We start from the raw sequence: 14,412 nt of genomic DNA on the forward strand, positions 1-14,412 counted from the left end.
GGTCAGGCTTCGATCCGCACGCAGTTGCGGCCTTCGCTCTTGGCCCGGTACAGGGCGACGTCGGCTGCAGTCATGAGCGTGCTGCGGCTGTCGCGGCCTGGGGCGAGCCCGGCAATGCCGATGCTGATGGTGATCTGCTGCGGCTCGCCCCCGGGCGCGAAAACCTCATCCGCTACCGCGGCGCGTAACCGTTCCGCCAGTGCGACCGCATCGTCGAGCGCGCATTCGGGCAGCAGCAGGGCGAATTCCTCGCCGCCGATGCGCGCGGCCACGTCGTCGCCGCGGGCATGCGCCTGCACCAGCGCGCCCATCCGCCGCAGCACCTCGTCGCCGCTGATGTGCCCATAACGGTCGTTGACGGGCTTGAACAGGTCGACATCGATGATGCACAGCGCCAGCGGGCGGCCGTGGCGCACGGCGCGGCCGATCTCCTTGTCCACCATCTCGCAGAAGTGGCGGCGGTTGTAGAGATCGGTCAGCGGGTCGTTCACCGCCAGCTGGTAGATCTCCTCGTGGTAACGCGCTTCCACGCTGTCCTGGGCGATGAACTTGAGGATGCTTTCGCCCACGGTGATGCGGTCGCCATCGGCGAGCACGGTTTCCGCGCGGAGACTGGCGTCGTTGACGCAGGTGGTATTGGTGGCGCCCAGGTCCTGGATGCGGCAGATATCGCCGTCGCGCCAGATCCGGCAGTGCTGGCGCGAGACGCTCTTGTGCTGCAGCGACAAGTCGGCCTCGGGCGAGCGGCCGATCAGCACCGGCGCTTCATGGATGTCGGCACGCCGGCCCAGCCCCTCGCCGTGAATCACCACCACGCAAGCCGGCCGCGGCGCAGGGCGCAGCGGGCCCTCGCTGAACAGCGTGCGCTGGGTGGTGTCGTGCGAGCCGGTGTCCGTCGTGGTCATGGCAGTGTGGAGCTGGCTGACCCGCGAGTTTAACGTCAGCGCGGGGCAAGGCCAGCAGGCGGCTAGAATTGCGCGGCAGGGGAGAGTGCCGATGACGCAGGACACGCCGGACGATCCGGAACGCACGCAGTTGCTGGAAGCCATGCCGAGCGCAACGGTGCCTGCGGGTGAAGCGCTGGCCGCAGGGGTGCAGCTGGGCCATTACCGCATCGAATCGCTGCTCGGGCGCGGCGGCATGGGCGATGTCTATCGTGCCGAACAGCTGCAGCCTGTGCGCCGCACGGTGGCGCTCAAGCTGCTGCGTGCGCAGCGGATGGACGCGCGGCGGGTGGCCTATTTCGAAGTCGAGCGGCAGCTGCTGGCACGGATGCGGCACCCGGCCATCGCCCAGATATACGATGCCGGCACCACCGCCGATGGCCATCCGTATTTCGCGATGGAATTCATCGCCGGCAGCCCCATCACCACCTATTGCGACCAGCACGCGCTGTCGCTGCGCGAGCGCATCGCCCTGTTCGTGCGCGTCTGCGAGGGCGTGCAGCACGCGCACCAAAAAGGCGTGATCCATCGCGACCTCAAGCCGGGCAACCTGCTGGTGGACGAGGTGGACGGCAGGCCGCTGCCGAAGATCATCGATTTCGGCATCGCCACCGCCACGGCGGCGGGCTCGGGCGGCGAAGTCGCCGGTACGCCGGATTACATGAGCCCGGAGCAGGCCGGCGGCGACCAGGCGCTGGTCGATACCCGCAGCGACGTGTATGCGCTGGGGGTGGTGCTCTGCGAACTGCTGACGGGCCAGCGGCCGAATGCCAACGGCGAAACCGCGGCCAGCGGCGTGCATACGCTGCGGCTACCGTCGGAGCAGCTGTCGACCCTGTCGCCAGTTGATGCAGGACGGATCGCACAGGCGCGGCGGGAACCGTTGCCGCGGATGCGGCGGGTGCTGCGCAACGAGCTGGACTGGGTGGTGGCGAAGGCGATGCGCTTCGAGCGCAACGAGCGCTACCAGTCCGCCGCCGCACTGGCCGAGGATCTGCAGCGTTTCCTCGACGGCCAGCCGCTGTTGGCCGCACCGCACGGCCGCGGCTACATCTGGCGCAAGTTCGCGCAGCGTCATCGCACCGGCATCATCGCCGCCACTGCGGTGGTGCTGGCGCTGGTCGGCGGGCTGGCGCTGTCGGTCTACGGCCTGTTGCAGGCCCGCGCCCAGCGCGCCATTGCCGAGCAGCGCAATGCGCAGCTGGAAAGGGTGGCGGCGTTCCAGCAGTCGATGCTGGAGGGGGTCGACGTCGAAGCGATGGGTGTGGATATCGGCCGCGATCTGCGCACGCAGGTCGCCCGCCAGGCGGGCGGGGACGTGCCGGCGTTCGAGCGCGGCCTGGCGCGCACCAGCACGCCGGATGTCGCACGTTCGGTGATCGACCGCAGCATCCTGGCCAACGCCGAGCGCGCCATCGAACACGACTTCGCCAATGATCCGGCGCTGGCCGCCGACCTGCGCGAATCGGTGGCGCGGGTGCGCCTGGCGCTGGGACTGCCGGCCGAGGCCGCGGCAGGGTTCGCGCAGGTGGCCGACTACCGCACCAGGGCGCTGGGCGCCTCGGCGCCGCAAACCCTCAGGGCACGCCAAGCCCAAGTGCGGGCGCTACTGGAGGCTGCCCGCACGAAGGAGGGGCTGGCACTGGCGGACACCGCATTGCGCGATGCGGCGTCGCTGCCGGCCGAGGATCCGCTGTGGATCAAGCTGCGGCTCGACCAGGCCGATGCCATCGCCGCGCTGGGCGATCGCCCGCGCGCGCGCGCGCTGCTGGAGGCGTTGCGCGCCGATGCGATCCGCCTGCGGGGCGAACGGGACGCGGCCACGACCGAAGTCACCAACAGCCTGGCAACGCTGCTGGGGCGGATGGGCGAACCGGATGCAGGGCGCAAGCTGCTGGAAACGGTGGTGGCGATCCGCGCCGCCACCCTGGGCAAGGACCATGCCGATACCCTCGGCGCCCAGCACAACCTCGCGATCATGCGCATCATGACCGGCGACAAGGCTGGCGCGGTGGCGATGCAGCGCGAGCTGGCGGCGATCCAGACCCGGCGCCTCGGGGCCGAGCATCCGACCACGCTGGGCGAGCTGGGCAATCTGGCGAACATGCTCAGCGACAGCGGCGACAACGCGCAGGCACTGCCGATCGCGCAGGCGGTGGTCGATGCGCGCACCCGGGTGATGGGCGCCGACCACCCGCAGACGCTGCGCGGCCTGCTCAACCTGTCCAGCTTCTACGCCCGCTCCGGCGACTTTGCGCGGGCGATCCCGCTACAGGCGCAGGTTGCCGACGCGCGGGTGCGCCTGCTGGGCCCGTCGCACCCGGACACCATGGTCATCCAGCTGAACCGGGCCGCCACCCTGTACCAGGCCGGGCGCGCGCAAGACGCGCTGGCCCAACTCGACCGCTACCTGCCCACCGCCCGGCAGGTGCTGGGGGAGCGCCATCGCGAGCTGATGATGGGCTACGACATCCGCGCGCAGGCTGCCGATGCGCTGGGCAACGCCACGCTGGCCATCGCTTCCTACCAGGAGCTGTTGCCGCTGCGGGAAGTGGCGCTGGGCAAGGAAGATGCCCGCACCATCGATGCGGCCTGGCAACTGGAAGGCCTGCTGCGCAAGCGCGGGCAGGCCGGCGCGGCTGGCGAACTGCGCGCGCGCTACATCGAGCCGCTGCTGCGGGCGGATCCGAAGACGCTGGGCGAGGCGCGGCTGGCCAAGCGCCAGGACATCATCGACACCGAGCGCGAGGAGGCGCGGCAGGCGGTGCGCTGAGCGGCGCCTACCTGCCGGCGGGCAGGTACTGCGCGGGCAGCGCCAGCTTCGGGTTCTCCGCTTCCCACATCAGCGACACGATCCACCAGCGCTGGCCGTCATGCATCAGCTGGATGCTGTTGATGCCGCGCATCGGCGCGGTGCCCGCTTCCACCTTGCCCTCGTAGGTGCTGAACACATGGGCGATATGGCCGAACTGCTCCGTGCGGCGCGCAAGCTCGGTCTCGCGGAAGCCCCGTTCGACCAGCATCGGGCCGGACAGCGCCACGTAGTCATTGACCCGCAGCAGGCGCATGCCGGTGCCGCCGTCGGCGCGCACGCCCACCGGCATCATTCTGGCGTCGGGAACGAACAGCGAGCGCAGCCGGTTCCAGTCGCGGGCCTGGCCGACCGGCCCGGAGATCACCGCATACAGCGTCTTGATGATGGCATCGATGCTGGCGACGTCCTGCGCCGCCGCGGCGGGCACGGTGAAATTCACCGGTTGTGCGGGCGGCGCGGTGGCGGTCGCGGCGTTCTGGGCGGAGGCCGGCACGGCCAGCGCGGCGAGCAGGAGCAGCAGGGCAGGGCGCATCGCGGTTCATCCAGCAGGGAGGCCCTGAAGAAATAGCACCCCGCGCCGGCACTCACCCGTGCCGGAATGCACGGTCCGCTAGTTGCCGGGCTCCACCGCCTCGCTGGGCGCATTGCTGCGCTGCTGGCGCGCCAGCTTGGCCTCGCGGTGGGCGATGTAGAAGGTGGAGCCGAGGATGATGCCGGCGCCCAGCAGGGTGGGGCCGTCCAGCGCCTCGTCGAACAGCACCCAGCCGGCAAGGGTGACCACCGGCAGCTGCATGAAGCTGATCGGGGTCAGCGCGGACACGTCGCCCAGCTTCAGCGCGCGCGTCCACAGCAGTTGGCCGACCGTGCCCATCAGCCCGGTGGCAACCAGCCACAGCCAGGTGATGCCGCTGGGCCAGACCCAGACGAACAGCGCCGGGAGCAGCGACATCGGCACCCACAGCGCATAGGTCCAGAACACGATGGTGTCGGCCTTGTCCACCTGCGAGAGCTGCTTGATCTGGATCGCAACCAGTGCGCTCAGCACCGCCGCCGACACCGCCACCAGCGAGCCCATGCTGAACGCATGCGACCACGGCCGCACGATCACCAGCACGCCGAGGAAACCCAGCGCCACCGCGGTCCAGCGGCGCGCCCGCACGCGCTCGCCCAGCATCAGGATGGCGGCGATGGTGACGAAGATCGGCGACGAATACGCCAGCGACACCGCCTGTGCCAGCGGCAGGTGGGCGATCGCCCAGAACCCGCAGAACATGCTGGCGATGCCGATCGCGGTGCGCACCACGTAGCGCGGCAGCTGGTCGGTGCGCACGCTGGCGGCGAACGCGGCGGCCGGCCGCGGCTGGCGCAGCGCCGGCAGCACCAGCAGCGGCAGCAGGGTGAGGAAGCCGAAGCTGTTGCGGAAGAACGCCACTTCCCAGGTCGGGATGGTCTTCGAGGCCAGCCGGATGAAGATCGCCATCAGGCCGAACCCCAGCGTGCTGCCCAGCATCAGCAGGGCGGCGCGCGCGTGGGTGCTGCGCGGTGTCGTCACCAGGTCGCCCCGATAATCCGTGGCTCCGGCTCGATCGCCACACCAAAGCGCAGCTGCACGGATTCGGCGATCCTGCGCGCCAGCGCCAGCAGCTCCAACCCGCTTGCCTGGCCGTGGTTGACCAGCACCAGTGCGTGCTCGGCGGACACGCCGGCGTCGCCGTCGCGATGGCCCTTCCAGCCGCACCGGTCGATCAACCAGGCGGCGGAGAGCTTGCGCGAATCCGCGTCCGCGCCGCGGAACATCGGCAGCGCCGGATGCGCCGCCAGCAGTGCTTCGGCCTGCGCGGCCGGCACGATCGGGTTCTTGAAGAAGCTGCCGGCATTGCCGACCACGGCCGGGTCCGGCAGCTTGCGGCGGCGGATGCGGATCACCGCCTCGGCCACCTGCGCGGCGCGCGGGCTGCCGTCGACACCCATCGCGCGCAGCTCGTCCTCGATGCCGGCATAACCCAGCCGCGGCTGGAATGTGCGTGACAGCGAGAACTCCACTGCGCTCACCACGTAGCGGTCGGGCACATGCTTGAACAGCGAGTCGCGGTAGGCGAAGGCGCAGTCGGCCGCGGCCAGCCGCACGAAGCCGCCGCCGTCGCGGTCGAAGGCTTCCACCGCGTGCACGTGTTCGCACGCCTCCACGCCGTAGGCACCGATGTTCTGGATCGGCGCGGCGCCGACGGTGCCGGGGATCAGGGCCAGGTTTTCCAGCCCGGCTAGGCCGTGGCCCAGCGTCCACAGCACGAAGTCGTGCCAGCCCACGCCTGCATCGGCGCGGACGATGGCGCGCGTGCCGTCGTCTTCGACCATGTCGATGCGGCGGGTGTCCAGCGCCAGCACCGCACCCGGCGGATCGCCGGCAAGCAGCAGGTTGCTGCCGCCGCCCAGCACCAGCGTGGATGCGTCGCGCAGCATCGCGTAGCCGAACAACTCCGGCAGCGCCGCGGCGTCGGTGGCTTCCACCAGCATCGACGCGGTGGCGCGCACGCCAAAGGTGTTGCGCGCGTCGAGCCGGGCGTTTTCGGCAATGCGATAGCCGTTGCCGCGGGCGACGTTCATTCGGGTGGCAGGGTGCCGCGGCTGGGGGCTTCCTTGCGCCGACGCAGCGCGTCCACGCACTCCTCGATCAGCGCCGGGCCGCGGTAAACCAGGCCGGTATAGGTCTGCACCAGCAGTGCGCCGGCCGCCTGCTTGGTGGCGGCGTCGGCGCCGTGCAGGATGCCGCCCACGCCGATCAGCGGGATGGTGTCGGGCAGGCGCGTGCGCAGCATCCGCAGCACGGTAGTGGCCTGGCCCATCAGCGGCGCGCCGGACAGGCCGCCGGCCTGCTGCGCGTGGCGCGACCCCTCGACGCCTTCGCGCGAGATCGTGGTGTTGGTGGCGATCACGCCATCCACCGCCAGGTCGCCCAGCACGCGGGCGGCGGCATCGATGTCGTTTTCCGACAGGTCGGGGGCGATCTTCACCAGCAACGGCACCCGCTTGCCGTGGCGCACGGCCAGCTTTTCCTGCTCGTCGCGCAGGGTGCCGACCAGCTTGCGCAGGGCCTGCTCTTCCTGCAGCTCGCGCAGGCCGGCGGTATTGGGCGAGGAAATGTTGACCGTCACGTAGTCGGCCAGCGGGTACACCCGGCGCAGGCAGACCATGTAGTCGGCCACTGCGTCCTCGTTCGGGGTGTCCTTGTTCTTGCCGATGTTGATGCCCAGCAGACCGGTCTTGCGCTGCGCCCGTTCGACGTTGCGCACCAGCACGTCCACGCCCTGGTTGTTGAAGCCGAGGCGGTTGATGACCGCCTGCTGCTGCGGCAGCCGGAACATCCGCGGGCGCGGATTGCCAGGCTGCGGCAGCGGCGTGACCGTGCCCACTTCGACGAAGCCGAAACCCAGCGCCAGCAGCGCATCGATATGCGCGCCGTTCTTGTCCAACCCGGCGGCAAGGCCCACCGGGTTTGGAAAGGTCAGCCCCAGCGCCTTGGTTGGCAGCGGCTTGGGCGGCGTCGCCAGCAGCGAAGACAGGCCGCAGCGGTAGGCCGCCTCCAGCGAGGCCAGGCCGAGGCCGTGCGCGCGCTCGGCGTCGAAGGCGAACAGCAGCGGGCGGGTCAGTCCGTACACGTGCCGGTCAGAACGATCCGTTCATGCCGGCCAGGCCGATCAGCGCGGCCAGTCCGCCGAAGAACAGGATCGCCGCCAGCACTGCCAGCAGGCTCAACCCGATCACGATGTAGCCCAGCACCAGTCCGGCGACGGCCATGCCGTCGCCCTCCAGGTTGCCCTGCGCGCGGCGGATCTCGCCCCGCGCCATGTGGCCGCAGACCACCGCGACCAGGCTGCCGAGGAACGGCAGCAGGGTCCAGCCGAGGATGCCGAAGACAAGGCTCACCACGGCGAGCGTGCTGGTCTGGCGGATGGGTGCATTCATTGGCGATCCTCAGAGGTCGAACTTGATGCCCTGCGCCAGCGGCAGTGAGTCGGAATAGTTGATGGTATTCGTTTGCCGGCGCATGTAGGCCTTCCACGCGTCGGAACCGGACTCGCGACCGCCGCCGGTTTCCTTCTCGCCACCGAACGCACCGCCGATCTCGGCGCCGCTGGTGCCGATGTTGACGTTGGCAATGCCGCAGTCGCTGCCGGCCGCGGACAGGAACGCTTCGGCGCGCTTGAGGTTGGTGGTGAAGATCGACGAGCTCAGGCCCTGCGGCACCGCGTTCTGCATCTCGATGGCTTCGTCGAGATCCTTGTACTTCATCACGTAGAGGATCGGCGCGAAGGTCTCGTGCTGGACGATCTCGGCGTCGTTGGTCAGCCCGGTGACGATGGTGGGCAGGACGAAGTTGCCGGCGCGGTCGATCGCCGCGCCGCCGGTTTCCACCTTGCCGCCGGCGGCCTTGGCCTTGGCGACGGCGTCGAGGTAGGCGTCCACCGCGTCCTTGCTGTTGAGCGGGCCCATCAGGTTGGCCGGGTCGGTGGGATCGCCGATCTTGCCTTCCACCTGTTTGTAGGCGGTGATGAGCTTGGCCAGCACGTCGTCGTACACGGCTTCGTGCACGATCAGGCGGCGGGTGGTGGTGCAGCGCTGGCCGGCGGTGCCGACCGCACCGAACACGATGCCGGGGATCGCCAGCTTCAGGTCGGCGGTTTCATCGAGGATGATCGCGTTGTTGCCGCCCAGCTCCAGCAGGCTGCGGCCCATCCGGCGCGCGCAGCGCTCGCCGACCATGCGCCCGACCTTGGTGCTGCCGGTGAAGCTGATCAGCGGGATGCGCTTGTCGTCCACGAACGCCTGGGCCAGATCGCTGCCGGCGTCGTTGAACAGGAAGAAGATGTCGGGGAAGCCGCCCTTGCGCAGCGCCTCGTTGCAGATCTTCATGCTGGCGATCGCCGACAGCGGGGTCTTGGGCGAGGGCTTCCAGATGCAGATATCGCCGCACACCGCCGCGACGAAGCTGTTCCATGCCCACACCGCGACCGGGAAGTTGAACGCGCTGATGATTCCCACCAGGCCGATCGGGTGCCACTGCTCGTACATGCGGTGGCCGGGGCGTTCGCTGTGCATGGTCAGGCCGTACAGCTGGCGCGACAGGCCCACGGCGAATTCGCCGATGTCGATCATTTCCTGCACTTCGCCGTCGCCTTCCGGCTTCGACTTGCCCATCTCCAGCGCGACCAGGGAACCCAGTGCGTCCTTGTGGGCGCGCAGCGCGTCGGCGCACAGGCGGATCGCCTCGCCACGGCGCGGCGCCGGGGTGGTGCGCCACACCTTGTAGGCGGCCTGCGCGCGCTCGACGATCAGGTCGTAGTCGGCCTGCGAGGAGGCGTGCACGCGGCCCAGCACCTCGCCGTTGGACGGGTTGACCGGCTCGATCACGCCGGCATCGGTGGTCTTCGACCATTCGCCGTTGCCGAGATAGGTGCCGGATTCGACGGCGGCAAGGCCGAGCGCGGTGAGGACGGGATGGGACATGGCAGGCTCCGGGATGCGGGTTTGACGAAGTGGGTGGGATTTCGGGAATCCATGGGAGGACGAACGCCCGTGGGAAATCCCCACTCGCGCCGCGCTGCTCCATGTTCCCGTTCCCTGGTGACCCCGGCCCGATTCGAACGGGCGACCTTCCCCTTAGGAGGGGGACGCTCTATCCAGCTGAGCTACGGGGCCTTGACCGGCCATTATCGCAATCGCGGAGGAATTCGCCAGTCCGCCGGTAATTCTGCTGATTCGTCCGCATGGATTGGTCGCATTGCCGATTGTGCTCACGCGTTTCGCAGGCGTTGCTTCAGCAGCGCCACATCGTTGCCCAGCGTCTGCGCGTGGCTGGGCCGTTGCAGCATCGCCGCCAGCGCCGGTGGCGGGACGATGGTCTCGCCCAGCAGCGGTTCGACCACTTCCGGAAACTTGGCCGGATGGGCGGTGGCGACGGCGGCCCAGTCGCCCTGCGCGCCACGCGTGCGCAGGCGGTCCAGCACCTCGGCGGCACACGCCGTGTGCGGGCAGATCACCTGGCCGCGTTCGTTGTGGATGCGGACGATGGCGGCGCGGATCTGCGCATCGCTCACCGCTTCGGCGCGCAGGGTGGCGCGCAGTTCGGCGTCGTCCGGATACAGGTACTGCAGGCGCTCGAAGTTGCTGGGCGCGCCCACGTCCATCGCGTTGGCCAGGGTGGCGATGCTGGGCTGCGGCGCGTAGTCGCCGCCGGCGAAGAAGTCCGGCAGCACGGTGTTGGCATTGCTGGCCAGCACCAGTTCGCCGATCGGCAGGCCCATGCGCTTGGCCAGCAGGCAGGCCAGCGCATTGCCGAGGTTGCCGGTGGGCACCACGAAGTTCAGCGTGCGACCGGTGCTGCGCCAGTGCTGCAGGGCTGCGTGCGCGTAATAGGCCGCCTGCGGCAGCAGCCGGCCCAGGCTGATGCTGTTGGCCGAGCCCAGCGGCACCTCGGCGCGGTAGGCGGCATCGGCGAGCAGGGTCTTGGCAAGGCGCTGGCAGTCGTCGAAGCTGCCGTCCACGCGGAACGCGCGGATGTTGTCGCCGAAGCAGCCCAGCTGGTGCGCCTGCCGCGGGGAGACGCGGCCATCGGGATAGAGGATGGCGACGCGGAACCCGGGCCGGCCGTCGAAGGCGGCGGCCACCGCTGCGCCGGTGTCGCCGGAGGTGGCCACCACGATCGTCAAGGGCTTGTCGCCGCGCGGCAGCGCCGCCAGGCAACCGGCCAGAAAGGCTGCGCCGTAGTCCTTGAACGCGGCGGTGGGCCCGTGGAACAGCTCCAGCAGGAAGTCGCCGCGCTTGCCGAAATCCACCAGCGGCGGCTCGATGGCGAACGCGTCGCCGCAGATGCGGGGCAGGGCGGATTCCAGCGCGCCGCCGGCGAAGAACGGGACGAGGAAGCGGGTGGCGATGTCGGCCAGCGTGTCCGCCCCATCGAACTGGGCGAGCGAGAGCGATGGCCATGTTTCGGGCATGTACAGGCCGCCGTCCGGCGCGAGGCCGGCGGCGATGGCATCCGCGATCGAAACAAGTGGCGCGCGGCCGCGCGTGCTGTATGCGTTCATGCCAGCACCCGTGCGGCCGGTCCGGCGATGGCGGTGAGAAGCAGATCGCTGTCGATGCCGGCGGCGGCAAAGGCGGCCTGCATCGCCGCGCCCGCGCGCTGAGCGCTGGCCGCGTCTTCGCACCAGGCGAACACGCTGGGCCCCGCGCCGGAAATGCTGGCGCCCATGGCATCGGCATCCAGCGCGGCCTGCTTCACCGCCGCGAAGCCCGCGATCAGCGGCGCGCGGCGCGGTTCCACCAGCACGTCCGAAAGGCCGGCCCGCACCAGCGACGCGTCGCCACGTTCGCAGCCCAGCAGCACCTGCGCCAGGTTCGCGCTCTGCGCCACGAATTCCTGCAGCGCATAGGCACCGGCCAGCGCTTCGCGTGCGCGGCGGGTTTCCAGCACGGCATGCGGATGCACCACCGCGGCGTGCCAGCTGGCCGGCACGTGGACCTTGGTCAGTCGATCCTCGGTGGCCAGCACCAACCCGCCCAGCAGCATCGGCCCGACGTTGTCGCCGTGGCGGCCGCCGCTGGCCACGGCCTCGCCGGCCAGCGCGTGCGGATACAGGGCGTGCGGCGACAGCGGCGCCTCCAGCAACGCGTTCGCCGCCACCAGCGCGGCCACGCAGGACGCGGCCGAGCCGCCCAGCCCGGAGCCCAGCGGGATGCCCTTGTCGATCCCGATCTCGAAGCCGTACGGCAGCGCCAACGCCTCGCGCAGCGCGATCAGCGCCATCCCGGCCGTGTTGCGCGCGGCCTCCAGCGGCAGGTCGGTGACCGTGCCGCGGATTTCTTTGATCCGCACCGTCGGCTCCTCGATGCGGCGTACCGTGGCGACATCGCCGATGCCGGCGATGCTGTGGCCGAGTACATCGAAGCCGACGCCGACATTGCCGACCGAGCCGGGCGCGAAGGCCCGCGCTTCGCGTCGCGCGGCGCTCACAGCCTGGCTCCCAGCGCCGCGGCCAGCCGCAACAGGTCGGAGAACACGCCCGCGGCGGTGACCTCCGGCCCGGCGCCGGGGCCTTGAACGACCAACGGGTTGTCGCAGTAGCGGCGGGTGGTGAACGACACGCAGTTGTCCGTCAGGCGCAGGTGGGCGAAGGCATGGTCGGCGGGAAGCTCGCGCAGCGCAACGGACGCCTTGCCATCACGCTCCAACCGCGCGACATATCGAAGCACGCAGCCGTTGGAGCGGGCGGCCTCCAAGCGCGCCCGCATCGGCGCGTCCAGCGTTTCCAGCCCGGCCATGAAGGCGTCGCGGTCGGCGCCGCGCAGGGCTTCGGGCACCAGGCTTTCCACCTGCACGTCGGCCAGTGACAGCGGCATGCCGGATTCGCGCGCCAGGATCACCAGCTTGCGCGCCACGTCGGTGCCCGAGAGATCGTCGCGCGGGTCGGGTTCGGTATAGCCCAGCGCATGCGCCTCGCGCACCAGCGTGGAGAAGGGCTTGCTGCCGTCGAACATGTTGAACAGCCAGGCCAGCGTGCCGGAGAAGATGCCGTCGATGGCCAGCAGTTCGTCGCCGGTATCCAGCAGGTCGCGCAGGGTGGAGATCACCGGCAGGCCGGCGCCGACGGTGGCTTCGTAGCGGAAGCGCGCGCCGCTTTTCGCCTTCGCCGCGCGGATTGCTTCATAGCGCTCCAGCGGCCCGGCGCCGGCCTGCTTGTTCGGGGTGATGACGTGGATGCCGGCGGCCAGCCAGCCGGGGTAGCGCTGCGCGACGGTGTCGCTGGCGCTGCAGTCGATGACCACGGCGTGGGGCAGGTGCGCGTCCAGCAGGTGTGTGGCCAGCAGATCGAGGCCGTCCGCGGACGGTGCGGCCTGCATGCGCGCGCGCCAGTCGGCTTCGTCGCCGTGTTCGCACAGCCACAGCGAGTTGCGGCTGGCCAGCGCGCGCAGGCGCAGGTCGATGTTGTGGCGCTCGCGCAGCCGCGGCAGCGCCGCCTGCAGCTGGTCGAGCAGGGCGCTGCCGACCTTGCCGGGGCCGATCACCGCCAGCGCAATGGTCTGCGGCGACAGCCAGAACGCGGCGTGCACCGCGCGCAGCGCGCGGGCGGCATCATTGGAGTCGATCGCCACCGAGATGTTGCGCTCGGAGGCGCCCTGCGCGATCGCGCGGATGTTGACCCGCGCGCGCGCCAGCGCATCGAACATGCGCGCCGCCACGCCCGGCGTGCCGGCCATGCCGTCGCCCACCGCGGCCAGCACGCTGACGCCGGCCAGCATCGTCACGCCCTGCACCTGTGCCCCGGCCAGTTCGCGGGCGAACGCCTCGCGCAGCGCGTCGCGCGCGAGGGCGGCTTCGCGCTGGTGGACGACGCAGCAGATCGAATGCTCGGAGCTGCCCTGCGAGATCATCACCACCGAGATGTGCGCGGCATGCAGCGCGGCGAACACGCGCTCGGCGGTGCCGGGCACGCCGATCAGGCCGGCGCCTTCCAGGCACACCAGCGCCAACTCGCCACCCAGCGTGAGTCCCTTCACCGGGCCGGCGGCGCTGCGGTCGCCATCGGCGTCGATGCGGGTGCCGGGGAAATCGGGATGGAAGGTGTTGCGCATCAGGATCGGCAGGCCGCGCGCGATGGCCGGCGTCATCGTCTGCGGGTGGATGACCTTGGCGCCGAAGTAGGCCAGCTCGCAGGCCTCGCGATAGCTCATCGCGGTCAGCGGTACCGCTTCCGGCACGATCCGCGGATCGGCCGACAGCACGCCGTCGACATCGCTCCAGATATGCAGCTCGTCGGCCTCGAACAGGCTGGCGAAGATCGCCGCGGAGTAGTCGCTGCCGTTGCGGCCCAGCGTGGTGGGCAGGCCGTGTTCGTCGCGGGCGACATAGCCGGTCACGTTGACACGCGCCTGCGGGTGGCGCGCGCGCCAGTCGGCCAGCAGCGCCGCGCTGGCATCCCAGTCGACCACCGCGCCGAGGTCGGTATGGCGAACCACCAGCACCTCGCGCGCGTCGAGCAGGGCGTAGTCGCCGCCGCGTTCCAGCAGGTGCGCATGCAGCAGCGACGTCGAGAGCACTTCGCCCATGCCGTGGATGCGCTCCAGCGCAGTGCGGCCCGGCTGGCGCAGCAACGAGGTGGCCTGCAGCAGCTCGGCCAGCTCGCCGCAGAGCGCGTCGATCCGCGCCAGCACTGCTTCGGGCTGCGTCAGGAGTTCCCGCGCGGTGTCGCGGTGGCGCTGGCGCAGGGCGGCCAGCCCTTCCTGCCAGCCACCGCCGCCGGTGGCGGCTTCACCCAGTGCCACCAGTGCGTTGGTGGTGCCGTGCATCGCCGAGGTGACGGCGATCTGTCGCGCAGCGCCATCGGCCAGCAGCAGGCCGGCGACATGGCGGATACGCCCGGCATCGGCCAGCGAACTGCCGCCGAACTTGTGTGCGCGGCAAACGGGTTTTGGCGGTGCGGGTTGCGACGAATCCATGGAGCCTCCGGTGGAAGCCCCGCGTCGCGTCGAGTCGGGATTCGCGCCCCGCCTCTTCGCTGCGGGGGCCGTGTGTCTGGGATGGTTATCCAGGCATGACCGACCGCACCGGCGTGGTACCGGTGGTAATGGTCGTGGTGGTGGTCATGCGGCGGG

11 protein-coding genes and 1 tRNA gene are annotated in these 14,412 nt (G+C 70.4%); 1 reads left to right on the forward strand and 11 read right to left on the reverse strand.

Features of this window, described 5'->3' with window-relative positions; translation table 11 throughout:
• Positions 1 to 2: 2 nt before the first annotated feature.
• Complete coding sequence (locus E5S66_RS06095; protein ID WP_171033485.1) at positions 3 to 905, reverse strand: GGDEF domain-containing protein; 903 nt, start codon at positions 903 to 905, stop codon at positions 3 to 5.
• A 91-nt stretch (positions 906 to 996) separates the two neighbouring features.
• On the opposite strand from E5S66_RS06095, the gene E5S66_RS06100 reads away from it, so the two are divergent.
• Positions 997 to 3,717, forward strand: a complete 2,721-nt coding sequence (locus E5S66_RS06100; protein ID WP_171033486.1) for a serine/threonine-protein kinase — start codon at positions 997 to 999, stop codon at positions 3,715 to 3,717.
• A 7-nt stretch (positions 3,718 to 3,724) separates the two neighbouring features.
• On the opposite strand, the gene E5S66_RS06105 is transcribed toward E5S66_RS06100, so the two are convergent.
• The 10 genes from E5S66_RS06105 to thrA all read right to left on the reverse strand — a co-directional run bounded on the left by E5S66_RS06105 (position 3,725) and on the right by thrA (position 14,256).
• Complete coding sequence (locus E5S66_RS06105) at positions 3,725 to 4,291, reverse strand: hypothetical protein (RefSeq protein ID WP_212745324.1); 567 nt, start codon at positions 4,289 to 4,291, stop codon at positions 3,725 to 3,727.
• 78 nt (positions 4,292 to 4,369) lie between these two features.
• Positions 4,370 to 5,269, reverse strand: a complete 900-nt coding sequence (locus E5S66_RS06110; protein ID WP_138348705.1) for a DMT family transporter — start codon at positions 5,267 to 5,269, stop codon at positions 4,370 to 4,372.
• A gap of 38 nt (positions 5,270 to 5,307) precedes the next feature.
• Positions 5,308 to 6,363 (reverse strand): UDP-N-acetylmuramate dehydrogenase, encoded by a 1,056-nt coding sequence (murB, locus tag E5S66_RS06115; protein WP_138348397.1) that lies wholly within the window; start codon positions 6,361 to 6,363, stop codon positions 5,308 to 5,310.
• Entirely contained in the window at positions 6,360 to 7,415 is a 1,056-nt protein-coding gene (locus E5S66_RS06120; protein ID WP_138348398.1) for a quinone-dependent dihydroorotate dehydrogenase, read from the reverse strand. The genes murB and E5S66_RS06120 overlap by 4 nt, the downstream gene beginning before the upstream one ends.
• A 7-nt stretch (positions 7,416 to 7,422) precedes the next feature.
• The gene (locus E5S66_RS06125; protein ID WP_028839419.1) at positions 7,423 to 7,722 is read right to left on the reverse strand and encodes a DUF4190 domain-containing protein; all 300 of its coding nucleotides are present in this window, start codon (positions 7,720 to 7,722) and stop codon (positions 7,423 to 7,425) included.
• 9 nt (positions 7,723 to 7,731) lie between these two features.
• The gene (gene amaB, locus E5S66_RS06130; protein ID WP_138348399.1) at positions 7,732 to 9,264 is read right to left on the reverse strand and encodes an L-piperidine-6-carboxylate dehydrogenase; all 1,533 of its coding nucleotides are present in this window, start codon (positions 9,262 to 9,264) and stop codon (positions 7,732 to 7,734) included.
• Between the two features lie 115 nt (positions 9,265 to 9,379).
• Positions 9,380 to 9,456: transfer RNA gene (locus tag E5S66_RS06135), tRNA-Arg, on the reverse strand.
• A gap of 95 nt (positions 9,457 to 9,551) precedes the next feature.
• Positions 9,552 to 10,844, reverse strand: a complete 1,293-nt coding sequence (thrC, locus tag E5S66_RS06140) for a threonine synthase (RefSeq protein WP_138348400.1) — start codon at positions 10,842 to 10,844, stop codon at positions 9,552 to 9,554.
• Complete coding sequence (locus E5S66_RS06145; RefSeq protein WP_138348401.1) at positions 10,841 to 11,773, reverse strand: homoserine kinase; 933 nt, start codon at positions 11,771 to 11,773, stop codon at positions 10,841 to 10,843. The genes thrC and E5S66_RS06145 overlap by 4 nt, the downstream gene beginning before the upstream one ends.
• The gene (gene thrA, locus E5S66_RS06150; RefSeq protein WP_138348402.1) at positions 11,770 to 14,256 is read right to left on the reverse strand and encodes a bifunctional aspartate kinase/homoserine dehydrogenase I; all 2,487 of its coding nucleotides are present in this window, start codon (positions 14,254 to 14,256) and stop codon (positions 11,770 to 11,772) included. Before thrA ends, E5S66_RS06145 begins: the two co-directional genes overlap by 4 nt.
• Between the last annotated feature and the right edge of the window lie 156 nt (positions 14,257 to 14,412).

The organism is Thermomonas fusca, assembly GCF_005862345.1.
Classification (GTDB): Bacteria; Pseudomonadota; Gammaproteobacteria; order Xanthomonadales; family Xanthomonadaceae; genus Thermomonas; species Thermomonas fusca.